The organism is Methanothrix harundinacea 6Ac, from assembly GCF_000235565.1.
Lineage (GTDB): Archaea > Halobacteriota > Methanosarcinia > Methanotrichales > Methanotrichaceae > Methanocrinis > Methanocrinis harundinaceus.
In genome coordinates, this window is record NC_017527.1 from 2,186,621 (window position 1) to 2,211,058 (window position 24,438).

General features: G+C 64.0%; 23 protein-coding genes. 5 read left to right on the forward strand and 18 right to left on the reverse strand.

The features are described 5' to 3' along the window. Window positions 1-33: 33 nt before the first annotated feature. The 7 genes from htpX to MHAR_RS10350 all read right to left on the reverse strand — a co-directional run bounded on the left by htpX (window position 34) and on the right by MHAR_RS10350 (window position 8,228). Window positions 34-867 carry a zinc metalloprotease HtpX gene (gene htpX, locus MHAR_RS10320; protein ID WP_048144614.1) on the reverse strand — a complete coding sequence of 278 codons (834 nt, stop codon included), beginning with the start codon at window positions 865-867 and terminating at the stop codon, window positions 34-36. A gap of 68 nt (window positions 868-935) precedes the next feature. Then, on the reverse strand, window positions 936-2,801 hold the full coding sequence (locus MHAR_RS10325) for a tetratricopeptide repeat protein (protein ID WP_052301025.1): 1,866 nt from the start codon (window positions 2,799-2,801) through the stop codon (window positions 936-938). Window positions 2,802-2,881: 80 nt separating this feature from the next. Further along, window positions 2,882-3,361 carry a tetratricopeptide repeat protein gene (locus MHAR_RS10330; protein WP_228369654.1) on the reverse strand — a complete coding sequence of 160 codons (480 nt, stop codon included), beginning with the start codon at window positions 3,359-3,361 and terminating at the stop codon, window positions 2,882-2,884. Further along, window positions 3,247-6,096 carry a tetratricopeptide repeat protein gene (locus MHAR_RS10335; protein WP_014587559.1) on the reverse strand — a complete coding sequence of 950 codons (2,850 nt, stop codon included), beginning with the start codon at window positions 6,094-6,096 and terminating at the stop codon, window positions 3,247-3,249. The genes MHAR_RS10330 and MHAR_RS10335 overlap by 115 nt, the downstream gene beginning before the upstream one ends. 6 nt (window positions 6,097-6,102) lie before the next feature. After that, window positions 6,103-6,639: a GNAT family N-acetyltransferase gene (locus tag MHAR_RS10340; protein WP_014587560.1), complete on the reverse strand. Its 537-nt coding sequence runs from the start codon at window positions 6,637-6,639 to the stop codon at window positions 6,103-6,105. Next, the gene (locus tag MHAR_RS10345; protein WP_014587561.1) at window positions 6,636-7,016 is read right to left on the reverse strand and encodes a DUF2111 domain-containing protein; all 381 of its coding nucleotides are present in this window, start codon (window positions 7,014-7,016) and stop codon (window positions 6,636-6,638) included. Before MHAR_RS10345 ends, MHAR_RS10340 begins: the two co-directional genes overlap by 4 nt. Window positions 7,017-7,055: 39 nt before the next feature. Next, on the reverse strand, window positions 7,056-8,228 hold the full coding sequence (locus tag MHAR_RS10350) for an argininosuccinate synthase (RefSeq protein WP_014587562.1): 1,173 nt from the start codon (window positions 8,226-8,228) through the stop codon (window positions 7,056-7,058). A 101-nt stretch (window positions 8,229-8,329) separates the two neighbouring features. Between MHAR_RS10350 and MHAR_RS10355 the strand changes: the two genes are divergently transcribed. The 4 genes from MHAR_RS10355 (at window position 8,330) to MHAR_RS12605 (ending at window position 11,326) form a co-directional block, all read left to right on the forward strand. Beyond that, a complete protein-coding gene (locus MHAR_RS10355; protein WP_014587563.1) occupies window positions 8,330-9,430 on the forward strand; it encodes a radical SAM/SPASM domain-containing protein in 1,101 nt (366 codons plus the stop codon). A 291-nt stretch (window positions 9,431-9,721) separates the two neighbouring features. Beyond that, window positions 9,722-10,357: an Era-like GTP-binding protein gene (locus MHAR_RS10360; RefSeq protein WP_014587564.1), complete on the forward strand. Its 636-nt coding sequence runs from the start codon at window positions 9,722-9,724 to the stop codon at window positions 10,355-10,357. 4 nt (window positions 10,358-10,361) lie between these two features. Continuing rightward, window positions 10,362-10,724 (forward strand): DUF2073 domain-containing protein, encoded by a 363-nt coding sequence (locus MHAR_RS10365; protein WP_048144615.1) that lies wholly within the window; start codon window positions 10,362-10,364, stop codon window positions 10,722-10,724. Between the two features lie 5 nt (window positions 10,725-10,729). After that, window positions 10,730-11,326 carry an OapC/ArvC family zinc-ribbon domain-containing protein gene (locus tag MHAR_RS12605; RefSeq protein ID WP_081472330.1) on the forward strand — a complete coding sequence of 199 codons (597 nt, stop codon included), beginning with the start codon at window positions 10,730-10,732 and terminating at the stop codon, window positions 11,324-11,326. Window positions 11,327-11,332: 6 nt separating this feature from the next. On the opposite strand, the gene MHAR_RS13775 is transcribed toward MHAR_RS12605, so the two are convergent. The 3 genes from MHAR_RS13775 to MHAR_RS10380 form a co-directional block, all read right to left on the reverse strand. Beyond that, entirely contained in the window at window positions 11,333-11,497 is a 165-nt protein-coding gene (locus MHAR_RS13775) for a hypothetical protein (RefSeq protein ID WP_014587567.1), read from the reverse strand. Window positions 11,498-11,573: 76 nt separating this feature from the next. After that, a complete protein-coding gene (locus tag MHAR_RS10375) occupies window positions 11,574-11,969 on the reverse strand; it encodes a hypothetical protein (RefSeq protein ID WP_014587568.1) in 396 nt (131 codons plus the stop codon). A 175-nt stretch (window positions 11,970-12,144) separates the two neighbouring features. Next, the gene (locus MHAR_RS10380; protein ID WP_143763395.1) at window positions 12,145-12,708 is read right to left on the reverse strand and encodes a thioredoxin family protein; all 564 of its coding nucleotides are present in this window, start codon (window positions 12,706-12,708) and stop codon (window positions 12,145-12,147) included. A 387-nt stretch (window positions 12,709-13,095) separates the two neighbouring features. On the opposite strand from MHAR_RS10380, the gene MHAR_RS10390 reads away from it, so the two are divergent. Then, a complete protein-coding gene (locus MHAR_RS10390; protein WP_187287815.1) occupies window positions 13,096-14,043 on the forward strand; it encodes a sulfurtransferase in 948 nt (315 codons plus the stop codon). 45 nt (window positions 14,044-14,088) lie between these two features. Here MHAR_RS10390 and MHAR_RS10395 read toward each other — a convergent pair whose 3' ends face one another. The 8 genes from MHAR_RS10395 to MHAR_RS10430 form a co-directional block, all read right to left on the reverse strand. Further along, window positions 14,089-15,873, reverse strand: coding sequence for an SLC13 family permease (locus MHAR_RS10395; RefSeq protein WP_014587571.1), 1,785 nt, complete (start codon window positions 15,871-15,873; stop codon window positions 14,089-14,091). Between the two features lie 114 nt (window positions 15,874-15,987). Then, window positions 15,988-17,769: an SLC13 family permease gene (locus tag MHAR_RS10400; RefSeq protein WP_187287816.1), complete on the reverse strand. Its 1,782-nt coding sequence runs from the start codon at window positions 17,767-17,769 to the stop codon at window positions 15,988-15,990. Window positions 17,770-17,961: 192 nt separating this feature from the next. Next, window positions 17,962-18,243 (reverse strand): peptidylprolyl isomerase, encoded by a 282-nt coding sequence (locus MHAR_RS10405; protein ID WP_014587573.1) that lies wholly within the window; start codon window positions 18,241-18,243, stop codon window positions 17,962-17,964. Between the two features lie 44 nt (window positions 18,244-18,287). Continuing rightward, the gene (locus tag MHAR_RS10410) at window positions 18,288-20,366 is read right to left on the reverse strand and encodes a PAS domain S-box protein (RefSeq protein WP_014587574.1); all 2,079 of its coding nucleotides are present in this window, start codon (window positions 20,364-20,366) and stop codon (window positions 18,288-18,290) included. Beyond that, a complete protein-coding gene (locus MHAR_RS10415; RefSeq protein ID WP_143763396.1) occupies window positions 20,363-20,614 on the reverse strand; it encodes a hypothetical protein in 252 nt (83 codons plus the stop codon). The genes MHAR_RS10410 and MHAR_RS10415 overlap by 4 nt, the downstream gene beginning before the upstream one ends. 216 nt (window positions 20,615-20,830) lie before the next feature. Then, on the reverse strand, window positions 20,831-21,985 hold the full coding sequence (locus MHAR_RS10420) for an inositol-3-phosphate synthase (RefSeq protein WP_014587575.1): 1,155 nt from the start codon (window positions 21,983-21,985) through the stop codon (window positions 20,831-20,833). Between the two features lie 337 nt (window positions 21,986-22,322). Further along, the gene (gene pheA, locus MHAR_RS10425) at window positions 22,323-23,135 is read right to left on the reverse strand and encodes a prephenate dehydratase (RefSeq protein ID WP_048144621.1); all 813 of its coding nucleotides are present in this window, start codon (window positions 23,133-23,135) and stop codon (window positions 22,323-22,325) included. Continuing rightward, entirely contained in the window at window positions 23,132-24,388 is a 1,257-nt protein-coding gene (locus MHAR_RS10430; RefSeq protein WP_014587577.1) for a hydroxymethylglutaryl-CoA reductase, degradative, read from the reverse strand. The genes pheA and MHAR_RS10430 overlap by 4 nt, the downstream gene beginning before the upstream one ends. Window positions 24,389-24,438: the final 50 nt, after the last annotated feature.

The following is a 24,438-nucleotide window of genomic DNA, read 5'->3' on the forward strand; positions in this document are numbered from 1 at the left end:
CGCCGGAGATGGCGGGGGCAGAGATCGGCCCCTTCACTTCATCTCAGAGAGGCGCGCGATCCTCTCCTGGGTGCTCGGATGGGTCGAGAAGAGGGAGGCGAGCTTCTTCCCCTTGAGGGGGTTGACGATGAACATGTGGGCGGTCGAGGGGTTTACGTCGGCCTGGACCCTCCCTGCGGCCCCCTCCAGCTTGGATAGGGCGCTCGCGAGAGCCATAGGCCTTCCGCAGAGCTCCGCCCCCCCGGCGTCGGCCCCAAACTCCCTCGACCTCGATATCGCCATCTGGATTATCATGGCCGCTATCGGCGCCAGGATCGCCATGGCGATGACCCCGACGATGCTGCCCGCATCGTCGTCCCGGCCGCCAAAGATGAGGGACCACTGGGCCATGCTGGCCATGAAGGTTATGACCCCGGCGATGGTGGCGGCTACAGAGCTGATGAGGGTGTCCCGGTTCTTTACGTGGGCGAGCTCGTGGGCCATCACCGCCTCCAGCTCGTCCTTATCCAGGATCCTCATGATCCCGGTGGTCGCCGCCACGGCGGCATGCTGCGGGTCTCTTCCCGTCGCAAAGGCGTTGGGCATGGGGGTATCGACGATGTAGACCTTCGGCATCGGCATCTGCGCCCGGTCTACGAGACCTCTAACGATACCGTAGAGGGCCGGCGCCTCGGAGGGGGTCACCTCTTTCGCCTTGTACATCTTCAATACAATTTTATCGCTGTACCAGTACGTCCCCATGTTCATCACTAGGGAGAGGAGGAGGGCTATCATCATGCCGCCCCTCCCACCCAGGGCTCCCCCGATCAGAAGCATCAGCCCCGTGAGGCTGGCCAAAAGTAGGGTAGTCCTCATTCGGTTCATCATAGTAACGAGATAGATCCGGCTCATACCCCAAATACTTTGCGTCGATCGATGGCGGGGCCGCTCCCCCTTCAGGAGGCCTGGAGCCTCTGGAGGGCCGCCGCCCTGTTCGCCCTCGCGTCGGCGAAGGCGGGGTCGAGCTCCAGGGCCCGGCCGTAGCAGTCGGCCGCCTCCCGGTAGCGGCCCAGGTGGTAGAGGGATGCGCCCTTGTTGTTCCAGGCCCGGGGGTGGGCGGGGTCGATATCGATCGTCCTGTTGTAAGCCTCGAGGGCCTCCTCGTTCTTCCCCAGAGCGGTGAGGACGACCCCCCGGTTGTTCCAACCCTCGGCGAGGGCGGTGTCCGCTTCCAGGGCCCGGTCTATGGACTCGAGGGCCTCGTCGGTATCGCCGAGGGTGAAGAGGATCCACCCCCGGTTGTTCCACGCCTCGGCGTGGCCGGGGTCGAGCTCTGCCGCCCGGGTGAAGTGGGCGAGCGCCTCCTCCGGCCTCCCGGAGGAGTAGGCAAGGATCCCCTTCCGGTACCAGGGGGGCTCGTACTCGGGGTCGAGCTCCAGGGCCCGGTCGAAGGCCTCCGCCGCCTCCGCCGCCCGGTTCAGGTCGGCGAGGGCGACCCCCCGGTGGTGCCAGGTCTCGGCCCTCCCGGGGTCGAGCTCCAGGGCCTTCTCGTAGCAGACGAGGGCCTCCCCCGGCCGCCTCATCTGGTAGAGGGCGTGGCCCTTGCTGTGCCAGGCGTCGGCGGAGGTGGGATTGAACCTGATCGCCTCGTCGAAGGCCTTGATGGCGTCGAAGTACCGCCCTTCCAGGTATAGGACGGAGCCCCGGTTGTACCAGGCGATCTCGTAGCCCGGATCGATCTCCAGGGCCCGGTCGTAGCTCTCCAACGCCTCCTCCTCCCTGCCCAGGGCGGCGAGGGCGGCGCCCCGGTTGTTCCAGGCGAGGGCGAAGGCCGGCTCGACCTCCAGGGCCGAATCGTACGCCTCGACCGCCTCATCGTACCTTTCGAGGTCGAAGAGGGCCCGCCCCCGGTTGTACCAGGCGAGGGCGAAGGAGGGGTCGATATCGATCGATCGGTTGTACGACTCCAGGGCCTCCTCGGAGCGGCCGAGGTTCGCGAGGGCTAGCCCCCGGTTGTTCCAGGCGAGGAGGTAGCCGGGGTCGGCCCGGAGGGCGGCGTCGAAGCTCTCCACCGCCTCCTCGTACCTCCCCAGGACCCCCAGGATGAGCCCCCGATCGTTCCAGGCGGCCTTGTCCCCGGGATCGGCCCCGACGGCCCCGTCCAGCCTGGCGAGAGCCTCCTCGTCCCTCCCCAGGGCCCGGAGGAGCTCGGCCGCCCCCTTCCAGGACCCGACGAGGCCGGAGTCGATCGCCAGGGCAGAGGCGTAGCATTCGAGGGCCTCCTCCGGCCTGCCGAGGGCCCGGAGGGCGTTCCCCCGGTTCTGCCACGCCGCCGCAAGGTCCGGGTCAGAGCTGATGGCCCGCTCAAAAGAGGATGCCGCCTCCTCGTACCTCCCGAGGGCCCCCAGGATCAGCCCCCGGTTGTTCCAGGCCTTCCCGTTCTCTGGATCGATGGTGAGGGAGCGGTTGTACGCCTGGAGGGCCTCATCGACCCTGCCGAGGAAGGAGAGGGCGTTGCCGAGCTCGTACCAGACTACGCCATCCTCCGGATCGATCCCGAGGGCCCGCTCGAAGGCCTCGACGGCCATCTCCCGGTCGGTGAGGTTGTAAAGGGCGATCTCCCCCCGGAGGACCCAGGCCTCGGCCAGGTCCGGGTCGAGGGCGAGGGATCGGTCGAGGGAGGAGAGGGCGAGGTCGATCGCTCCCTCCTGGCGGTATCGTTCCGCCTCCTCCAGCCACCCTTCGGCGGATTCTTCATCTCCCAGGGCCGGGTCCGCCAGGGCGAGGAGGGGGATCAGCAGGAGGAGGACGCCGAGTCTCATGGAGGGCGAGATCCCCCTCGCCTCCGATATACCTTTTGGTTCCCCCGCCGGCAGGATGGGAGAAGGGGTGCCGTCGGCGGCTACCTCGAGCTGAGCTCGATGAACTTGTCGTAGCATTCGACGGCCTTCCTGTGCTGCCCCAGCTTGTAGAAGGCGTCCCCCTTCCGGTTCCAGCTCCTGGCATCCCCCGGATTTATGGCCAGAGCGGAATCGTAGCTCTCTATCGCCTCCTCGTGCCTCATGAGGCCGTCTAAGGCCGTCCCCCGAATGTACCAGAGGTCGGCGGAGGCGGGATCGATCGCAAGAGCCCGGTCGTAGCTCTCGACCGCCTCCTCCAGCCTCCCCAGGCTCTGGAGGATCGTGCCCCTGTTCCGCCATACCGCCCCGTCGGTGGGGTCGATCCCGGCGGCGACGTCGTAACAATCGAGGGCCTCAGAGGGCCTCTTCATGCTGGAGAGGAGGTCCCCCTTCCTCTTCCAGACCTCGGCGGAGGAGGGGTCGGCCTCGGAGGCCCTCTCATAGCTCTCCAGAGCCTCTCCCGTCCTGCCCAGCCCCGCCAGGACCCCGCCCCTCCGGAGCCACGCTCCGGCGTCGGCGGGTCGAGGGCGATGGCCGCCTCGTAGCATCCGATCGCCTCCTCCGCCCGGCCCTGGGCCTCGAAGACCGAACCCCTCCCCCGCTGCGCCTCCCCGGAGGAGGGGTCGAGGGCGATCGCCCGATCGAAGGAGGCGGCGGCATCCTCCAGCCTCCCCGCCTTCATGAGGGCCCGGCCCCTCATCGACCACGCCTCCGGATCCTCTTGATCGAGGGCGATGGCCCGATCGAAGGAGGCTACGGCATCCTCGAGCCTCCCCGCCTCCTCCAGGACCCCGCCCCTCCCGATCCAGAGGAGGTTATCCGAGGAGTTGATGGCGATAGCCCGATCGTAGCTGTCTATCGCCTCGTCGTACCTCAGGAGGCCCGCCAGGGCGAGCCCCCGGCCGTGCCAGGCGCCGCCGTCCTCGGAGGCGTTCGCCAGGATCCGATCGAAGGTGGCGGAGGCCTCCTCGAACCTCCCGAGGGCGAGGAGGGCCTCCCCCCTCCCCCGGGCCGCCTCCAGGTCGTCGGGGTCCTCCTGAAGGGCGAGGTCGTAGGAGGCGAGGGCGCCATCGTAATCTCCCAGCCTCAGGAGGACGAACCCCCTCCTGAGGATGACCTCCTCATAGCCGGGGTCTATCTCGACGACGCGGTCGTAGCATTCGGCGGATCGCTCATAATCGCCGAGGATCTGGTGGGCCAGACCCTTCTGGTACCAGGCCTTCGCCTCCAGGGGGCTCACCTCTAAAACCTTCTCGTAGCATTCTATCGCCTCGTCGTACCTCCCCAGGCTGTAGAGGGCCTCCCCCTTCTCGTACCGGTCGAGCTCTATGACCCGGTCGTAGCTCTCTATCGCCTCGCCGTACCTCCCCAGGCTGAAGAGGACGACCCCCCGGTTGTACCAGAGGGAGACCTCCGACGGGCTGATCTCCAGGGCCTCGTCGTAGCAATCTATCGCCTCATCAGACCGCCCGAGGGCGTAGAGGGCGAGCCCCTTCAGCCTCCAAACCCCCTCATAAGAGGGGTCGATCTCGATCACCTCGTCGAAGCTCTCGACCGCCTCCTCCAGCCGGCTCGCGTTGTAGAGGAGGAGGCCCCGGTTGTACCAGACCGCCGGGTCGCCGGGATAGAGGGCGATCGCCCCGTCGTAAGCCTCGACCGCCCGATCGTAGATCCCGGCGGCGGCGAAGGCGTCTCCCATCCCGACCCAGGCGTCGACCCGGGAGCCGTTGAGGGCCGCCGCCTCGCCGTAGCTGGCGGAAGCCTCCTCGTACCTCCCCAGGGTGTAGAGGGCCACCCCCCGGTTGTACCAGGCGTTCTCGTACCCCGGGTCGATCCCTATTACATCGCCGTAACACCCGACGGATTCGTTGTACCTCTCGAGGGAGTAGAGGATGTTGCACCTGTTGTTCAGGACTTCCGGCCGGCGCGGGCCCGCCTCCAGGGCCTCGTCGTAACAGTCGAGGGCCTCCTCGTACCTGCCGAGGCTGCCCAGGGCGAGGGCCTTGTCGTACCAGACGTCCCCATTCTCCGGGTCGATCTCCAGCACCCGGTCGTAGCAGCCCGCGGCCTCGTCATACCTACCCAGGCTGTAGAGGGCGAGCCCCCGGTTGTACCACGCCTCCGACAGGTTCGGGTCGATCTCGATCAGCCGGTCGTAGGCCTCCAGCGCCTCCTCCCCTCTTCCGAGCCGCTGGAGGACCACCCCCAGGTTGTACCAGGGGTTGGAGTACTCCGGATCTATCTCCACCGCCCTCCGATAACATTCCTGGGCTTCGTCGAACCTTCCGAGGGCGTAGAGGGCGTTCCCCTTGTTGTTCCAGACGGCGACGAGGCTAGGATCGATATCGATAGCCCGGTCGTAGCAGTCGATCGCCTCCTCCACCCTCCCGAGGCTGTAGAAGGCGAGCCCCTTGTTGAACCAGGCGGGGTGGTAAAGGGGGTCGATCTCGACGGCGGCGTCGTAGCATTTGAACGCCTCCTCATGCCTTCCGAGGGCGTAGAGGGCTATCCCCTTGTTGTACCAGACGTCGGTGAGGGAGGGGTCGATATCGATCGCCCGGTCGTAACAATCGATCGCCTCCTCCGCCCTCCCGAGGCTGTAGAGGGCGAGAGCCTTGCCGTGCCAGGAGGCGGCGTCATCCCCGTCGATGGTGATGGCGAAGTCGTAAGATTCGATGGCCTTCTCGTAACGCCCAAGGCCGCAGAGGGCGAGCCCCTTCTGGTACCAGAGGTCCCCCTGGGCGGGGTCGAAGACGATGGCCTCATCGTAAGACCTCACCGCCTCCTCATACCTCCCCAGGCTGTAGAGGGCGAGCCCCCTCGCCCGCCATAGGTCGGGGCCGGTGGAGTTGAACTCCATCGCCCGGTCGTAACAGTCGATAGCCTCGTCGTAGATCCCCAGGCCGTAGAGGACGAAGCCCTTGCTGTACCAGATGTGGGGGTCCTGGGGGTCGATCTCCAGGGACCGGTTGAAGCAAGACAGGGCCTCGTCCAGCCGTCCCAGATCGCTGAGGATGTACCCCTTCAGACTCCAGGCGTCGGGGTAGGCGGGATCGATGTCCAGAGACTTGTTAACATAAAGAAGAGCTAAGTCGTAAGATTCATTCGAGTAGAAGCCTATCGCCTTCCCGAGCCATCCTCCCGACGGCTCCTCTCCGGCGGCGGGGGATGCGGAGGCGATGGCCAGGAGGAGGATCGTGAGGGCCGAGATCTTCATGCCTGATCAGATCGCTCTATTTGTCGATATATTTTTTGGTTTGGAGGAAGGCCCCGCCCTTCCGGACCTCCGCCCTTCTGGAGGGGAGAAGGACCCTGATCCACCGTCAGGCGGCTTGAGCCTCCTGGTCATCAGGAGGGCGTCCCTCCCGGGGCCGTAGTAGCCCCGCAGGAGGCCGGCCTTCCCGTAGCCGAGGCCGGCGTAGAGGGCGACGGCCCTCTCGTTCTCCGCCGAGACCTCGAGGAGGGCGGCCTTTGCCCCCTGGGAGGCGAGCTCCTCCTCCAGCGCCACCATCAGCCTCCGGCCCACGCCCCGGCCGCGCCCTTCGGGGAGGACCTCCAGGGTCAGGACCTTCCCCCACCCTCCCCTCGCAAAGCCCGCGACGAACCCGACTATGGACCCCCCCTCGGCCACCAGGGCCGTCGCCTCCGCCAGGATGAGGGCGACGGTCTCGGCGGGGAAGGCCACCTCCGGGGGGAAGCAGGCCCTCTCCAGGGCGAGGACCGTGGGGAGGTCCCCGGGCCGGCCCCTTCGGATCCTCATCTCTTCCCTGAGACCTCTTTGACCACCCCGGCGTAGGCGCCGAAGACGGCGGGGATGTCGATAGTCCCGACGACGTCTACGACCCCCATCGCCGCGATCACCCCCCCTTCGCTATGGACGATAGGGGCGACAGATACGGGCACCCCCTGGTAAACGCCGCTTTTGGGGATGGCCCTCACCGCCTTTCCGGAGGCGATCACCTCCTCCAGGATGGGCCCCGTGTACCCATCGTCGAGGACCTTCCCCCCCTCCACCCTCACCCCTGGGACCCGGAGGCTCCTCATGGTGACGGGGAGGCCCAGGATCTGGTTTACGGCCAGGGCGATGGGGGCGAGGTCGGAAGCCCCCGAGTTCTCCGATATTACCAGCTCAGCCATGGGCTAGTTTCAGGCTCTAATTGTTGATATAGTCTCCCCTCACCGTTTCGCGAGGAACCTCGCCTGGAACCCGTGGTACTTGGCAAAGCCCTCCGAGTCCCTCTGGCTCAGGGTCTTGCTGTCGAAGGAGACCATCTCCTGATCGTATATGGCGTCCGGAGACCTCCTCCCGACGGAGAAGGCCCTGCCGCAGGAGAGCTTCATCCTGACGACGCCGTTCACCCTCTTCTGGCTCTGGTCGACGAAGGCGGAGAGGTCGGAGTACAGGGGATCGTTGACGAGGCCCATGTAGGCGAGCTCCGACCAGGCGTCGTCGACCGAGGCCTTGAACCGCAGCTCCGCCCGGGAGAGGACGAGCCTCTCCAGGTCCCGGTGGGCGGTGAGGAGGACCGTCGCCGCCGGATGCTCGTAGTTCTCCCTCGCCTTGAGGCCGAGGACCCGGTCCTCGATCATGTCGGTCCTGCCGACGCCGTGCTCTCCGGCGGTCCTGTTGAGGTTCTCGATCAGCTCGACCCCCCCCATCCTCTCGCCGTCTAAGGCTATCGGAACCCCCGCGGAGAACTCGATATCGACCTTCTGGGGAGCAAGGCCCCTCTCCGGAGGCTTGGTCCAGGCGTAGATCTCCTCGGGGGGCTCGAAGAAGGGGTCCTCCAGGAGGCCTCCCTCAATGCTCCTCGACCAGAGGTTCTCGTCGATGGACCAGGGCCTCTCCCGGGTCACGGGGACGTCGATCCCGTGATCGCGAGCGTAGTCGATCTCCCACTCGCGGCTCAGCTCCAGATCGCGCATGGGAGCCACCACCCGCAGCTCCGTCGCCCGGAAGATCGCCTCGAACCTCAGCTGGTCGTTGCCCCTCCCGGTGCAGCCGTGGCCCAGGGCGTCGGCCCCCAACCTCTCGGCCACCTCCACCGTCTTTCTGGCTATCAGGGGCCGGGCGATGGCGGTTCCGAGGACGTAGCCCTCGTAGGAGCCGTTCGCCTTGATGGCGGGGAAGATGTAATCGGTGACGAATTCCTCCTTCGCGTCGATGACGTAGTGCTCATCGCTCAGCTTCTCCGCCCTCTTATTTCCCCTCTCGATGTCCTCCTTCGGCTGGCCCACGTCCGTCAGGACGGTGATCACCCGCTCAAATCCGTAGCGCTCCCGGAGGAGCGGGATGCAGACCGATGTATCGAGCCCTCCAGAGTAGGCGAGGACTATGACTCCAGACACTTAAGTATCACCGGGGGGCTACTCGGCGGGAGGTTATTTTAACTCTGTCGCCAGGTCGATCGATCGATAACTCTATAACTTCTAGGCCGAGATGGGAAACGATGACCCCTCTACTGAAGACCGCCGCCCTGACGGTGGACTACGACCAGGATAGGAGAATGCTCCAGGCCCGAGGAGCGATCTCGGTGCTGGTCCAGCCGGCCCTGAACAAGATCAACCAGCGGCTGACCGAGGAGAAGCCCGCCCTGGTGAGGGAGAATGACATAGTCGCCTCTACATGGCTACCACCCGTCCCCAGCGGCCCCTTCAAGAGGCTGGTCCTCAGCGAGGCGAAGATCGCCATAGGCAGGTTTGTCCCCCAGACCGTCAGCATCGAGGTGACGAGGGCGTGCGGCTGCCGCTGTGACCACTGCCTGATAAAAGAGGGCGAGGGGGAGCTCGATACTGAGGAGATCAAAAGGGTCGTCGACGAGGCCCTGGAGCTGGGGGCGAGCATCATCACCTTCACCGAGGGGGACCCCCTCCTCCGGGACGATATCCTCGACCTGATCCGCCACGTCGACCCGGAGCGAGCGGTGGTGAACCTCTTCACCCCGGGCCTGGAGATGACCCCGGAGAGGGCGAAGGAGCTGAAGGATGCAGGCCTCTACAACATCCTGATAGGGGTCTACAGCAGAGATCCCTCGGTCCACGACCGGATCAGAGGGGTCGAGGGCGCCCACCAGAAGGCGATCGCCGCCATAAAGATGGCCCTGGAGGCGGGGCTCCTCGTCACCATGTCGACCCACGTCAAGGGCGACGGGGTCTCGGAGACCCTCGACCTCTACGACCTGGCGGCAGAGCTCGGGGTCCACGAGTTCTCGATCTGGGAGGGGATCCCGACCTCTCCGGCGGAGGAGCTGACCACCATAGACCGGGAGACGATCCTCCGGTTCTACAAGAGGGTAAACCGGACCCCCGGCGGACCCCGGGTCTTTGCCAGCACCTACTTCGAAGGGCAGATGCTCGGCTGCATGGCGGGACGCCGCTGGCTCCACATCGGCGTCGACGGCGGAGTCAGGCCCTGCCCCTACCTAGACGAGGTGGTGGGAGACGTCCGGGAGCGGCCCCTGAAGGAGATCTGGAAGGCGGTCAGGGCCTCGGGGGAGTTTGAAATGCTCAGGTCCGACTGCCCCGCCCAGAGCCGGGCCCGCCCCCTCTGAGGGGCGGACTCTGATCGCAGAGGCGGGCGACCCGCACCGGAGCTCTCCAGTGGAGGAGCTTGCCTTCGGAGACCCCAGTTTTTACAGTCTCATCCCGGGGATCGCCCCGCCGCCTCTCGCATCAAAAGTCAAGACCATTGGCCTCATCTTCGGTCCCGCCGGGAGGGATCGGAAGGGCATAAGATCGGAAGCGATCGAAATTCCGGGATTAACTTTGGGTCGATGACTATAAAAAAAGCGGTGGAAAATTATTAGTACATACATGATCATCACTCAGGAAGAGGATTGGGCATGAGCGTCATCAGAAGTCTAAAGATGAACTTTGCCGTCTGGATAAAATGGATCTTCGGTAAAAAGAGGGCCAGAATAGGCATATACGGTCCGCCCAACGCCGGAAAGACGACCCTCGCCAACAGGATAGTGAAGGACTGGAGCGGGATGGAGGTGGGCGGGATATCCAACATACCCCACGAGACGAGGAGGGCCATGAGGACCGACGGCGTGGTGATAAACGCCAACGGATCCAGCGTCGAGCTGGACATCGTCGACACGCCGGGGATGGCCACCAAGATCGATTTCAGGGAGTTCATGGCTTACGGCCTGGAGGAGGAGGAGGCAAAGAGGAGGGCCAAGGAGGCGACGGAGGGGGTCATCGAGGCGATCAAATGGCTGGAAGATCTGGACGGCGTCCTTCTGGTGATGGACTCTACCGAAGATCCTTACACCCAGGTGAACGTGACGGTGGTGGGAAATATGGAGGCGAGAAAGCTCCCCCTCCTGATCGTCGCGAACAAGATGGACCTGCCCAAAGCCTCTCCTTCCAGGATCAAGGCGGCCTTTCCACAGCATCCCTTGGTCTCCGTCTCGGCGCTGGAGGGGTCGAACATCGATGAGCTGTATGCGGCCATAGCTAGGCACTTCGGGTGAGATGATGCGGGAAGTACAGATGGATCTGATCTCCGCCGAGAGGCTGGAGTCCATGTCCTCCATGGAGAAGATCCGGCTCATTCTGAGCAAGGTCAAGAGGGGGAACATCGTGGTGCTGGAGCTGGGCCTGACCCCCGAGGAGGAGGTCAAGCTGATCGAGATGACGATGACCGAGATCCGCCTCGACGAGTTCTCGGGGATAGAGATCGAGAGCTATCCTGTAAAGAACGAATCTACGTTTCTGAACAAGATCCTCGGCAAGTCGGGGATCAAGACGAGGATGACGGTCATCGGCCCCGCAAACCAGCTCCGGACCGTCGAGAAGGACAAGTACCAGATCAGCACCAAGGTCTCGGTCGGTGACTGACCAGCATGCCCCACATGTGCACCCGATGTAGGAGCGTCTTCGATGACGGCATGGACGTTCTGGAGGGGTGTCCCGTCTGCGGCTGGAAGAAGTTCCTATTCGTCAAGTCGAAGGAGAAGATAAAGGAGGTCCGGGGCGCCCTGAACGCCTCGGAGATCGGCGGACCCTGCGAGCCCTGGCCGGAGGGAGACGACGCCCTCCGAAAGATCCTGAAGGCGCCCCCGCACCAGCCACCCAATATGGAACCTGCCAATACGGAAACAGCCAAGAGAGAACCCCCCAGAAAGGGGAGGAAGGGCAGGAGCAGGCGATCCGCTGAGGGGAGAGAAAAACAAAAGGAGACCCCAAAACCGAAGGGGACTCTGGGGTTCTTCGATCTGGACTCGACGAGAGGGAGAGAACCGCCGCCCCCGGAAGGGGAATCCAAGAACCACCGGATCGACGAGGGGAAGATGCTGGAGAGCATCCGGATGTCGGAGCCGGGGACCTACGAGCTGAACCTCTCCTCCCTCTTCGAGCGTGACGAGCTGGTGATGGCGCTGAAGGACGGTACGTACTTCATAGACCTCTCCTCCGCCTTCAAAAAGTCCAAAAAGGGTTGAGGCAGGTCAGCCCGTCTCATCTTCCAATTCCACCTCGACGACCATCCTCTTCCACTGGGGGTCCACCCCCCGAAGGGACTCGGCAACCCCCGATACCACCTTCATCATCACCTCTTGGGTGAAGGAGTTCATGGGGATGGCATGACCGTCCACCAGAAGCGTCACCTTCATCCTTCTCCCTCCATCTCAGGGCCCGTTACCAAGGAGCGACCGTCGGTCCATCTCGCGAAGGCCCGGCTCGGGGCCTTCACGCCCCCCCAAAGATCATCTGCTGAGGGGTGGTCCTGGTGATGTTGCCTATGGAGAAGGGCGGCGTGTAGACCGTCACCCTGGACATGGTCCTGTTGCTGGTGGAGATCGAGAAGCTGGGGGTGAACTTTATGGGGTTGGCAGCGCCGATCTCCAGAGGGTCCATGCTGGGCCTCCCCGGGAAGTTGCCGAAGCTCCTACCGAGGCTCCTGACGTCAACGGCGTTGGTGGTGGTCCTGGGGGCTTCCCGGGTGTAGGATATGACCACGGGGGTCGTGCTGGCCTTCATCTCGGCCTTCTTGCCCAGAGTGCTCAGATCAATTGGAGTTTTGGCTGCGACGCCCAAGCCCACCAGGAGCATGGCGACGATCAGCACCATCAAAATTATTTTCATAGATAGCCTAACCTCCCTGTTCTTATGAGCCGGGTCTATGAATTATTACCATTTATTCCTTTTGATGAGGGGAGGCGCCCTGGATTGTATAGGACCTGCGGGAACGGCCGGGGGGAGATTATACCGTCGGCGATGCAGGAGGCGGACGGGAGGCCTCTCGCGGGATTAGGGAACCTCACCCCTGAGAGCTCTCCTGGTACAGGGCGATGGCGTCTTGGAGGCGGGATCGGATCCGCCCCTCTCCGGTAGACCCGACCGAACTGTGCCAGAGGACGACGGGCTCCCCGTCCGTCCCGGGCCCCAGGGTCAGAAAGACGGTCCCGGGGATGTAGATCGGATCGCTCTCAGGATCCCCCGTCGGGTAGTAGAGGACGAGCCCATCCCAGGCCTTGAGGTGATCGGTCTCCGTCAGAACGTCGAGGTAGACCACCTCGTCTCCAAGGTCCTCCAAGACCCTTCGGATCGCCGACTCCTGCTGGAGGCAGGCGGGACAGTTGGAGCTGTGGATGAGGACGATAACCGGCCCCTCCTCCAGAGGTTCCAGAGCCCAGGATGGGTGGTCTACGGGAGATCCGGCATTCGAACGCTGATCGGGGTACGTTATCCACCAGTCATCGGGACCCGCGCCGATGGGGTGCTCGACGGCGGCCTGGGCCGCGAAAGCTCCCAGGACTGGGACCGCCAGGATGAAGGCGAGGGGCATCACCGGCGACGACAAAGTTCTGAAGGCTGCCACCATTCGCCGTATAATCCCCGGACTTATCTTCTTTTCCCCGCCTCCGGACCCGAGACCTCGGACCTTCCCCACGAAGACGAGGGAGGTTCCCGACCGAATATGTGATAAATATGGAGATCCAAGGGGGGGTCCATCCTTGGGGTGCCCCCCGGGCAGAGGGGCACAGAGAGGGGATTGGGGCGATGGCGACTCCGATACGCCAGATCCGCGGCGTTGAGGGGGTGGCCGGGGGTCAGAGCCTGAGGAGATATAGATCATCGTGGATGATCGCCACCATAGGCGCGGGCATCGTCTCCCGCCGCCGAGAGGTCGCTTTCAGCTCCAGGGATCTCTCAATAGAAGGATTTGATATCAGGAGATTTTATGGAGGATACAAATATGGGAAACCAGATGAAACCGTTATCCAAGATCGCAGCGGTTCTGCTGCTGGCAGCCGCCCTGACGGGCGGAGCTTTCGCAGGCTGCTCCAGCTGCGGCGGCGGCCCCGCCACCGGATGGATGGGAGCGTCGTCGATGGGCATCTCCTGGGCTGGAGAGCTCTCATCGATGGGGACGACGACATCTTCTACGGGATCGAGCACCACGGCGGGGAACGACTCCGATGGAGCTGAGGGCGGTGCCGATGGTTTGGACGGCGCGGCCTCCAGGCTATCCCCCGAGGCGCTCTTCGCCGACCAGAATGGGGAGAGGAGGCTGGTCGTAGCCTACGCCGGCGTCCCCGGAGAGGCCTCCTACATAGAGGGGGCGATCCACCTACCCCTGGACCAGGTCTTCGCCGAAGACGGTAGCCTCAAGTCCCCCGCGGAGATATCGGCCATCTTCGGGGCGGCCGGGATCGCCGAGGAGGACCCCCTGGTAATTTACAGCGACTCCTTCTTCAACGGGTTTGACACCTTCGCCTTCTGGGTGATGAAGTACCTGGGCCACCAGGAGCTCCTCCTCCTGGAGGGGACGCGGGCCTCCCGGGAGGCGGCTGGGCTCAAGTTCGTAGCTGCCCCTGCCGTCAGGACGGCCGAGGCCTACAACGCCAGCCCCAGCCTCGACCTCCTGATCGTCGAGGACGAGATCTCTGATCTGCAGATCGTCGACGCCAGGAGCCCGGAGGAGTACTCCGCCGGCCACCTGGAGGGGGCGAGGAACATCGACAGCTCCAAAGTGATGGGGGCTGAGGGGCTTGCCGGCGACCAGGCCCTGGGGGAGGCCTTCAGCGGCCTGGATAAGGACGTGCCCGTCGTCGTCTACTCCACCAAGGGAGGCGTCGCCTCCATGGTCTGGTACGCCCTCCTCGACCAGGGGTTCACGCCGAGGATGATGATCTCAGCCGGATCGGCGGCTTAGGTCGGCGATCCGGTACGGGGTGGCGCAAAAGCTCTGCGCCACCCATCAAAGCGGCCAGATCCAGAGGATCAGGGGTAAGGCGGCGAGGGTGGCGACGAGGCTGAGGGGGAGGCCGAGCCGCCAGTAGTCGCCGAACTGGTAGCCCCCGGGCCCCATCACCAGGGTGTTGGACTGGTGGCCTATCGGTGTAAGAAAGGCGCAGGAGGCACCGACGGCGACCGCCATCAGGAAGGGGTCGGGCGAGAGGTCCAGGACGAGGGCAGCGTTGAAGGCGATGGGGGCCATGATCACCGCCGCCGCAGCGTTGTTGATTATGTTTGTGAGGATCATAGTCCAGGCGAGGAGGGCCGCCAGGATCACCACCGCCGGAAAGGGGCTGAGGGCCTGGAGGATGGCGGCAGAGATCGTCTCCGCCCCGCCGGTGCTCTCCAGGGCCGCTCCCACGGGGATCAGAGCCCCCAGGAGGAATATGATAGGCCAGTCGATGCTCTCGTAGGCCTCATGGATGGTGAGGACCCCCGCCAGGACCATCCCCACCGCCGCCGATGCGAAGGCTATCTCCACCGGGAGGAGGCCCGCAGCCGTCGCCGCTAGGGCTCCACCGAAGATCAGGAGAGGGACGGGGGGGCTCTTCTGCCTTCTTCCGAGCTTCATCCCCCGCTCGGCGAGGGGGAGGCAGCCCAGGGATTCCAGGACTTCGGGTATCGTTCCCGAGGGCCCCTGCATCAGGAGGACGTCCCCTGGCTGGAAGGCTATATCGCCGAGCCGCTCCGCCAGAACCTCACCGCGTCTGGCGACGGCTATCAGGTTCATATCATACCGCCGGCCGAGGGTGAGGCTCCTCGCCGTCTCCCCCACCATGGGGGAGTCTGCGGCTACGACCGCCTCGATCAGCCCGACGTCCTTGGAGAGGAGAGCCTTCTTCCCGACCTTCATGCCTCCCAGGAGCTCAAGCCCCCTCCATTTCAAAATATATTTTATATTCTCCGCGGAGGTCTCCACCGCCAGGATATCCCCCGGCTCCAGGATCTCATCTCCCGTCGGCATGGGGATCCGGAGATCTCCCCGGACGAGGCCTAAAATTTGCATATCCGATACCGGGGGCTCCTTCAAAACCCGGAGCCTCTTTCCGACGAGCTTCGATCTGCTGGATACCCATATCTCGGTGATGTAGTTCTCTATCTTGAAGAGGTCCTCCTTCGAGGAGCCCCCCTTCCTCTTGGGAGTCAGCTTCCAGCCGAAGAACCATATGAATATGAGGCCCGCGAGGAGGACCCCCCCTCCGACGGGGGTGAAGTCGAACATTCTGAACGGCTCGCCCAACACCTCGGCCCTGTAAGAGGCGACTATGATATTTGGAGGCGTCCCGATGAGGGTCAAGAGGCCGCCGAGGAGGGAGGCGAAGGCGAGGGGCATCAGGAGGAGAGAAGGAGGATTCCCGGTCCTCCGGGAGACCCGCAGGCTCACCGGGAGGAGGATCGCGAGCGCCCCCACGTTGTTCATGAACCCTGATAATATGGATACGAGGCCGGTGAGGGACCTCACCTGCCGCTTTGTTGAATCTTTTGGGCTTGTGATCGACTTCTGGATCAGATCGACGATCCCGGAGTTGAGGAGCGCCCGGCTGACTATGAGGATCGCTCCCACCGTCACCACCGCTGGATGGGCGAAGCCGGTGAAGGCCTCGCTCCAGGGGACGACCCCCGATATCGTCGCGACCAAGAGGGCGATGATGGCGACGAGGTCGTACCGCCACCGCCCCCAGATGAATAAGAGAAGGGCGAGCCCCAGGATGGCGAATATCAAAAGCTGATCCGTTGTCATCCCCATCAGGTTACCTCCAGAGTCCTTAGGTCATATCTCATCAATAGGATTAATATTTTTGTTTCATCGCCTCGGGAGGGGAGAGACAACCCGCGGCCCCAGTTCCCTCGTCCCTCCAGGTCACCCGCTGAGAGGCCAGAAGATGACGATGAGGGGGATGGAGACGACGGCGATGACCAGCTCCATGGGCAGCCCCATCCTCCAGTAGTCCCCGAACTGGTAGCCTCCGGGCCCCATCACCAGGGTGTTGGACTGGTGGCCTATGGGGGTGAGAAAGGCGCAGGACGCCCCGATGGCGACCGCCATCAGAAATGGGTCCGGGGAGAGGTTCATGAAAGAGGCGATCCCCAGGCCGATGGGCGCCATCAGCACCGCTGCCGCGGCGTTGTTGACGATATCCGATAGGAACATGGTGATGACGAGGAGCATCGCCAGGGATACGATGGGGGGATATCCTCCAGAGAGGGAGAGGATGCTCTCGGCGATGAGGCCCGCTCCCCCAGTAGTCTCGAGGGCGCGGCCTACGGGGATCATGGCTCCCAGGAGGATTATCACCGGCCAGTCTATGGAGGTGTACACCTCCCGGAGGTTCATGAGCCCCCCCATCACCATGGCGACGGCCGCCGAAACCAGGGCGATCTGGACCGGGAGGAGGCCCACGGCCACCGCCAGGATGGCTGAGCCGAAGATCGCGACGGATAGGATGATCCGCCTCGGGTGGCCGAGCCGCAGGCCCCTCTCGGCGAGGGGAAGGCACCCCATGGTGTTCAAGATCTCTGGGAGATGCTCCCTCGGCCCCTGGAGGAGGAGGACGTCTCCGGCCTGAAACCGGACCTGCCCCAGCCGCTTTTGGAGCTGGATGCCGTGGCGGGCGACGCCGACGAGATTCACCCCGTACCGCCATCGCAAACTCGCCGACCTCGCCGTCCTCCCCAGGAGCCTCGAATCGGTCTTTACGACCGCCTCCACTATCCCCATATCCCCGGAGCTGAGGGCCTCCTCCCCGACCTTCTTCTCCTCGCCGAGCTGAAAGCCGGTATCGTCGAGGAAGATCTTCAGCTCGTCGGCATCCGACTCCACCAGGAGGATCTCCCCCGGCATCAGGGGGTGGAAGATGGAGGGGGACGCAAGCCTCGTCTCCCCGGAGAGAAGCCCTAGCACCTGAAAATCGGCCTTTGATGCCTCCCTCACCTCCTGGAGGGTCTTGCCCGCCATCCTCGCCCCCTCGGGGATCAGGACCTCGGTGAGATAGTTCTCTATCTCGAAGAGCCTCTCCTTGGACGAAGGGGATTTTCGGACGGGAACGAGCCTCCACCCTATTAGAGATATGAAGAGGAAACCGGAGAGAGCCACCCCCAGCCCGACGGGGGTGAAGTCGAACATCCCGAAGGGATCGCCGACGCTCTCGGCCCTGAAGGTGGCGATTATGATATTCGGGGGGGTCCCTATAAGGGTCAATAGGCCCCCGAGGAGGGAGCCGGAGGCGAGGGGCATCAGAAGGATCGAGGGAGAGTTTCCGCTCCGGATAGCCATCCGGATCCCGACGGGGAGGAGGAGAGCCATGGCGCCGACGTTGTTCATGAACCCGGATAGGATGGTGACGAGGCCGGTGAGGGAGGCAACCTGGCGGGTTGGCGAATCTCCTGCCCGGGAGAGCCACCCGGCCATGACGTCGACGACCCCCGAGTTCAGGAGGCCCCGGCTCGCGACGAGGACGGCGGCGACGGTGATGACGGCGGGGTGGCCGAAGCCGAGGAAGGCCTGATCCCAGGGGACGAGGCCGGTAACTGTGGCCGCCAGGAGCGCCAGAAGGGATACCACGTCGTACCTCCAGCGGCCCCAGATGAAGAGGATGAGGGTGAGAAGAAGAACTCCGAAGATCATCGCCAGATCTCCGGTCATTCCGAAAATGGGGGGCAGATCCGTCATCACTCCCTCAATTATGGCGGAATGGAATTTATAGATTTGGCAGGGGGATAACCCCGCCAGATCGAGCTCGAGGTGCCATCCCGGCCTACTGGAGGGGGCCACCGGCCGATCTCAAGGTCGGATCTCAAGGACCGCCCCTGAAGGGAGGATCGCCCCGGGCGGGGGTCACTTCTTATCAATAATCTTTATCAGATGGTAGCCGAAGTCGGTCTTGACGGGGCCGACGACCTTCCCCTTCTCCGCCTCGAAGGCGGCCCGCTCGAACTCGGGGACCATCTTGCCCTTAGCGAACCATCCGAGGTCCCCCTTGTTCTTCGAAGAGGGGCAGTCGGAGTACTTCCGGGCCATCTCGGCGAAGCTCTCTCCCTTGCTGATCTTCTCGAGAACCTCCTTCGCCTTCTTCTCTGTTTTTACAAGAATGTGGGCCGCATGAACCTGTTTGGTCATGGTGAGGCCGTTGGCGGGACCGGATAAAAAGGTTCTCTGAGCCTCTAATCCGGCGGCACCTCTCCCGCCGCGCCTCCATCGACTAAGATGCCATCATGACCCCGGGATCCGCCCCTTGCCGCCCTCATCTCCTGGATGACCCCCGTCATCCTCACCGGACGGCCCCTCTCGTCCCATGACACCACCTTGCCCCGGCCCAAAATCCAGACCCAGCCACCGTCCTTCGACCTCATCCTATGTTCGATCTCACAATAAGGGGTCAGCCCTTCCAGATGATCCATCAGGGCCTGCTTTACTCTCGCCCGGTCGTCGGGATGGACGAGGCTGTCCCAGATCCCGAGGTGGGTCTTCAGCTCCTCTGGAGAGTACCCCAATATCTCCCCCCATTTATCGCTGAAAGACCCCTCCCCCGTCTCCAGGTTCCAGTCCCAGATCCCCAGGTTTCCTCCCTCGACGGCCATCTTAAGCCGCTCCTCGCTCTCCTTCAGGGCCACCTCCATCCTCTTCTGCTCGGTTATGTTCGTGACAGAGACGACGTACTGCTTAGTCCTGGGGATGATGCTAGCCCGAAAAAGGCCACGCTTTATGCCGCCCCATCGGTCGATCAGGTCTGCCTCGTACTGGGCGGTGGGGGTCTTCAGCCTCCTTTGCCCTTTCCGGAAGAGATCCCAGAGATCTTCCCGATCCTCCTCGGAGATGAACTCGTCCCACCTCATCTTCCCCTCGACCTCCTGGGGAGGGCGTCCGAAGAGGGCCTCGGATTCGGAATTGACCTTTGATATGAGGCCGTCCTCCTCCACGATCGCCATCGCCGTGCCGCTGTTCTCGAAGATGGCGCGATAGTACTCCTCGCTCTTCTGGAGGTTCTCTTCCATCCTCTTCTGTTCGGTGATGTCTACGCTGACGCCCAGGGCGGCCCGCATCTGCCCAGACTCGTCGAAGAGGGGATAAGTCGAGAAGATGGCAGGAAACTTTTCCCCGTTCTTTCGTACCAGGGTGGTGAGCCCGGAAAAACCCCGGCCCCCCTCCCTCATCTGCCGGTGGACCTCAGGGAAGAGGGCCACGTCCTCTGGGAGGTGAAGCCTTGAGACCGGATTTCCCACCATCTCCCGGCGACGGTAGCCGAAGATCTTCTCGGCCCCGGGGCTGAACTCAAGGACGGTGGGGTCCGGGTCAGATCCGTCGGTTATGACGAAGGAGACCTCTGCAGTCTCGAAGATGGCCAGAAGCTGCTCTTCACTCCTCCGGAGCTCCTCCTGGGCCCTCAGCCGCACGATGGCGTTTTCCGTCATGGCGGCGATCGTCTCCAGGCCGCTCCTCCCCTCGGGGGGGATCTCGTCGAAGGTGTGGGTTCCGACGCTGTAGTAGCCTATCACCTCCCCCTCGTGGCGGATCGGGACGACGGCCATGGCCCGGAGCCCCTCCCGCTCCCGGGCCTTCTGGAGGGGGAGACCCCGATCCTGGTGCCGGATGTAGATCGGCTCCTGAGCCCTCGATATCAGGGAGGTGCTGGGGTTCCGCCGCCTCCTGGATATCTCCTCGACGTACTCGGGGGAGAAGCCCTGGGAGTGGGAGAGGATGAAGCTCCCCGAGGACCTCTCCAAGAGGTAGATCGTCCCACAGTCCGTCTCCGAGACGGCTATCGCCGCCCCGACGCAGAGGCTGAGGGCCGCCGATAGGGAGGTCGCCCCCGAGAGCCCTAGGGCGAGATTCCTCTGGATGAGGTCCTCCCTCTTCGCCCTAACGCTCTCGGCAGCCTGTCGGATCTGATGGGAGAGCTCGGCGAAGAGGATCTTCGGGTTTCCGTCCTTCTGGAGGTAGTAGTCGGCGCCGGAGTTTAGAGCCTCGATCACCACCTCTTCTCGGCTCTTTCCTGTAAATAGTATGAAGGGGATCTCGAGCTTGCGGCTGCGGACCGCCTTGAGAAAGGCTATACCGTCCATCCCAGGCATGGCGTAATCGGAGACGACGACATGATAATTCCTCTCCCCCCCCTCCAGCCGTTCCAGGCCTTCGGCCGCCGTCTCCGTCGGATCCACCTGGATATCCCCGGACCTCTCGAGGAAGAGGGCGGCAAGCTCCAGAATGGCGGGGTCGTCGTCGACGATCAGAACCCGGATCACGATAAGCCTCCAGAGAAGTCGACGGAAGAGCCCCGGATAGCAACCTCGAAGAGCGACCAGAGACGATCGGGATATCCGTCGGCCGGAGGGAGAGGCCGCCTCCCATACGACGATTTCTCCACTGGTGAAGACCGCATATATCCATCACCCGTTGCGCCTTTCTCCGACCTTCCGCCCCGAAGGGAGACCCCGTCGATGGGGACTACAAACCCCTCCAGATCTTCCGCCAGGGCCTTTTCTTCCCTCATGATCCTCCTTCTCACCTATGCCCATCGGCCGATAGACCGGTGCATAAGGTCCTGAGGATGATGAGGACGGTCGGGGCTTGGGCTTGCAGGAGCCCCCTCCAGCCCTTTGGAGGGGGCAGCTCCTTCTCTTGGGAGGGGCGACGGTCGAGGAGCCGGATCGGGGCTGGATGGGAGGCTTGGCGGAGCTCGTCGGCGGGAGATCGGGCTTATGTCAGCTCAATCGCCCTTATCCTCGACCGCGGTGGCCAGCCTCAGCCTCAGGGGAGGCTCGGGGGCGAGATCCAACGCCTCTCCCTTGAGGAACCTCTCCAGAAGCTCCCTCGCCACGAAGTCCGGGTACTGGACCGGGGGATGCTTCATGGTGCAAGCCGAGATCTCCAGGAGGGGGCCGCCGATCTTCCTGTCGATGGCCATCTTGCAGACCCTGATCGCGTCTATCGTCGATCCGCCGCTGTTGGGGGAGTCCTCCACCGAGAGCCTCAGCTCCAGGTTTATGGGGACGTCCCCGAAGATCCTCCCCTCCATCCGGAGAAAGCAGATCTTGTTGTCCTTCTGCCAGGGGACGTAGTCGGAGGGGCCTATGTGGATGTCGTCGGCCATCAGGGGGACGTCCAGGACCGACTGGACAGCCTCGGTCTTGGAGATCCTCTTGGACTTGAGCCGGTCCTGGCTGAGCATATTCAGAAAGTCGGTGTTTCCTCCGGTGTTCAGCTGGTAGGTCCGGTCGAGCTTACAGCCCCGGTCGTTGAAGAGCTTGGCGAGGGTCCTGTGGACGATGGTGGCTCCTATCTGGCTCTTGACGTCGTCCCCGACGATCGGGATCCCCGCCTCCTCGAACTTCTTCGCCCAGGCCGGGTCGGAGGCGATGAAGACCGGCATGCAGTTGACGTACCCCACGCCGGCGTCCAGGGCGGCCTGGGCGTAGAAACGGCTAGCCTCCTCGGAGCCGACGGGCATGTAGTTTATCAGGACCTCGGCGCCGCTCTCGTCCAGCTCCCTGACGACGTCGCAGGGCTCGCGGTCCGAGACGACGAAGGTCTTGCTATCGTCGTAGGAGGCCATGTGAGGGGCGACGCCGTCCAGGACCGGCCCCTTCTTCACCTCCACCCCCATGAAGGGGACGTTGGAGTAGAAGGTCTTGGTGCAGTTGGGCGGGGCGAAGATCGCCTCGCTGACGTCCTTTCCCACCTTCCTCTCATCGATGTCGAAGGCGGCCACCACCTCTATGTCCCCCGGCCTGTAGCCACCGACGGACCGATGCATCAGCCCTATCCAGTTATCGTCATCTGAATTTTTATAATATTCAATCCCCTGGATGAGAGAGCTGGCGCAATTGCCGAGACCTGCAATTGCTAATTTTATCTTTCCCAATCTCGTCGCCTCCCAAATTGACCTGAAGTAGTAAAGCTCGACGTGCTAGCGAGTATGCTACATTTCTATTAGATAAATCTATAGGCCATCGCGAAGGCCTAATTTGGGGTCTGCGCGGTCGACCGAAGTCAATTTTCTCCATCGAACCGTCCCCGACCTCCTATGGAAGATCCGTCCCAAAGCCTCCCTCCCAAACCGTCTGAGGCTCGGGGGGCAGGACCGGCGGTGGCTCATAGACCGACGAGAGGGGGGGCAGGTCGGCTCTCAAAAGCGGGGTTATGCGTCCCCGCCCCGGGGGTGAGGCCGGCGGGCTCCGCCTATCCGGCGAAGGGACGAACTAGTCGGTCCGAGGGTAGGAGCCGAGGACCCTGGTCACCGCCGCCCTCTCCCTGATCCGCGCCAGGGCCTCCTTCACCTGGGGGTCGGAGGCGTGCCCCTCCAGGTCGATGAAGAAGTAGTAGTCTCCGAGGGCCCGCCTGCTCGGCCGGGACTCGATCTTGGTGAGGTTGATCCCCCTAGTCGCAAACTCCCCCAGAACCTCCCAGAGGGCCCCCGGCTCCGTCCGCTCCAGGTAGAGGGCGAGGGAGGTCTTGTCCCTTCCCGTCGGCGCCGGCGCCGACCTTCCCACCACCGCAAAGCGGGTGACGTTCTCGTCGGAGTCCTGGACGTCCCTCTCGATCACCGCAAGGCCGTACCTTCCAGCAGCCTCGGCGTCGGCGATCGCCGCCATCTCCGGAAACTCCTGGGCGAGGCGGGCGGCGTGGGAGGTGGATCCAGTAGTCCTCAGCTCTGCCTCCGGAAACCTCCTCTTGATGTAGCCCCTGCACTGGGCGAGGGCCTGGGGGTGGGAGAGGATCACCCTCACCCCCTCCGCCCCACCGCGGCCGAGGAGGCAGTGCCTTATTCTCAGGTTGATCTCTCCGACGATCTCGACATCGTGGCGGAGGAGGGAGTCGAGGGTCGCGCCGACGGAGCCCTCCAGGCTGTTCTCCAGGGGGACGACCCCCAGATCCGCATCCCCCACCTCAACGGCGGAGATCACCTCCTCGAAGTCCCGGAAGTAGCGGATCTCGGCTCCGGGGCTGAGCCGCCTTGCCGCCTTCTCCGAGAAGGTCCCCTCCGGCCCCAGGACCCCTATCAACGGGCTCATCTCATCCCGCTCAGCAGCTCCTTGGCCCGATCGACGTTGATCCTCTTCTCCGCCGCCATTTTACCCGCCACCGCCTCGATCTCATCCCCCTTAGCGCCGGCCTGGACGGCGACGTTCCGGGCGTGCAGAGACATGTGACCCCTCTGGATCCCCTCGGTGGCGAGGGCCCGGAGGGCGGCGAAGTTCTGGGCGAGGCCCACCGACGCCAGGATCCGGCCGAGGTCGTCGGCGGATCTGAGCCCCAGTACCCGGACGGCTGCCCTGGCGACGGGGTGGACCCTCGTCGCGCCCCCGACGGTCCCCACGGCGACGGGGAGCTCTATCGATCCGACGAGGTCACCGTCCCGGTTCTTCTCGTAGACGGAGAGGGACCTGTACATCCCACCCCGGGCGGCGTAGGAGTGGGCTCCGGCCTCAATCGCCCTGGTGTCGTTACCGGTCGCCATGGTCACCGCCGTCACCCCGTTCATGATCCCCTTGTTGTGGGTGGCGGCCCGATAGGGGTCGCTCTCCGCCAGAGCGGAGGCGAGGACGATGCCGTCGACGACCTCGGCCCCGCCGATCTCCTCGGCCTTGAAGACGGCCCGGGCGCGGGCGAGGCGGAGGTCCGCGAGGTTGGATATGATCCTGAGGTAGACCCTCCCGCCGGTGATCTCCTCGATGAAGGGGGCGAGGGCCTCGGCCATGGTGTTGACGGCGTTGGCGCCCATGGCGTCCCGGCAGTCGACAAGCAGGTGGACCACCACCATCGGCCCCTTCCTCGTCTCGACGACCTCCGCCTCGACCCCGACGACCCCGCCCCCATGGCTGACGAGCATCGGGTCCTTCTCGTTCGCCCTCGCCGCGATCTCCCCAGAGCGGGCGAGGATGGCGAGCCGCGTTCCCCAGGGGTCATCGACCCCCGTCACCTGGATGAGGGCCCGCATCACGGGCTCGGTGCTGCTGGTGACGAAGCCACCCCCGGCGAGGGCCATCCTGGCCCCGTTGCTGGCGGCGGCGATCACCGAAGGCTCCTCCGTAGCCATGGGGACGAGCACCTCCCGGCCGTCGATGAGGAAGTTGGTGGCGATCCCCAGGGGTATCTGAAAGAGCCCCACCACGTTCTCGACCATCTTGTCGGCCTGATCGAGGGAGAGGCCCAGGCTGCCGATCGCCTCCACCTCCGCCTCGGAGAGACCAGAGTTCTCCGCCACCATCTTCAGCCGATCCGGCGCTGAAAGCTTATAAAACCCCGAAATTCTCGACGTCTTCAATGAAAATCCTCCACGAAGCCCAGAGAGGGGAAAGCTCGTCCCCGGAGGGG

Bases quoted from the DNA above. Each gene is read 5' to 3' on its own strand.
- MHAR_RS10405 (WP_014587573.1), bottom strand. From the start codon at position 18,243: ATGACCAAACAGGTTCATGCGGCCCACATTCTTGTAAAAACAGAGAAG.
- MHAR_RS10400 (WP_187287816.1), bottom strand. From the start codon at position 17,769: ATGACCGGAGATCTGGCGATGATCTTCGGAGTTCTTCTTCTCACCCTC.
- MHAR_RS12605 (WP_081472330.1), top strand. From the start codon at position 10,730: ATGCCCCACATGTGCACCCGATGTAGGAGCGTCTTCGATGACGGCATG.
- MHAR_RS10375 (WP_014587568.1), bottom strand. From the start codon at position 11,969: ATGAAAATAATTTTGATGGTGCTGATCGTCGCCATGCTCCTGGTGGGC.
- pheA (WP_048144621.1), bottom strand. From the start codon at position 23,135: ATGAGCCCGTTGATAGGGGTCCTGGGGCCGGAGGGGACCTTCTCGGAG.
- MHAR_RS10335 (WP_014587559.1), bottom strand. From the start codon at position 6,096: ATGAAGATCTCGGCCCTCACGATCCTCCTCCTGGCCATCGCCTCCGCA.
- MHAR_RS10365 (WP_048144615.1), top strand. From the start codon at position 10,362: ATGCGGGAAGTACAGATGGATCTGATCTCCGCCGAGAGGCTGGAGTCC.
- MHAR_RS10360 (WP_014587564.1), top strand. From the start codon at position 9,722: ATGAGCGTCATCAGAAGTCTAAAGATGAACTTTGCCGTCTGGATAAAA.
- MHAR_RS10415 (WP_143763396.1), bottom strand. From the start codon at position 20,614: ATGAGGGAAGAAAAGGCCCTGGCGGAAGATCTGGAGGGGTTTGTAGTC.
- MHAR_RS10340 (WP_014587560.1), bottom strand. From the start codon at position 6,639: ATGAGGATCCGAAGGGGCCGGCCCGGGGACCTCCCCACGGTCCTCGCC.
- MHAR_RS10355 (WP_014587563.1), top strand. From the start codon at position 8,330: ATGACCCCTCTACTGAAGACCGCCGCCCTGACGGTGGACTACGACCAG.
- MHAR_RS10390 (WP_187287815.1), top strand. From the start codon at position 13,096: ATGAAACCGTTATCCAAGATCGCAGCGGTTCTGCTGCTGGCAGCCGCC.
- MHAR_RS13775 (WP_014587567.1), bottom strand. From the start codon at position 11,497: ATGAAGGTGACGCTTCTGGTGGACGGTCATGCCATCCCCATGAACTCC.
- htpX (WP_048144614.1), bottom strand. From the start codon at position 867: ATGATGAACCGAATGAGGACTACCCTACTTTTGGCCAGCCTCACGGGG.
- MHAR_RS10380 (WP_143763395.1), bottom strand. From the start codon at position 12,708: ATGGTGGCAGCCTTCAGAACTTTGTCGTCGCCGGTGATGCCCCTCGCC.
- MHAR_RS10395 (WP_014587571.1), bottom strand. From the start codon at position 15,873: ATGGGGATGACAACGGATCAGCTTTTGATATTCGCCATCCTGGGGCTC.
- MHAR_RS10325 (WP_052301025.1), bottom strand. From the start codon at position 2,801: ATGAGACTCGGCGTCCTCCTCCTGCTGATCCCCCTCCTCGCCCTGGCG.
- MHAR_RS10345 (WP_014587561.1), bottom strand. From the start codon at position 7,016: ATGGCTGAGCTGGTAATATCGGAGAACTCGGGGGCTTCCGACCTCGCC.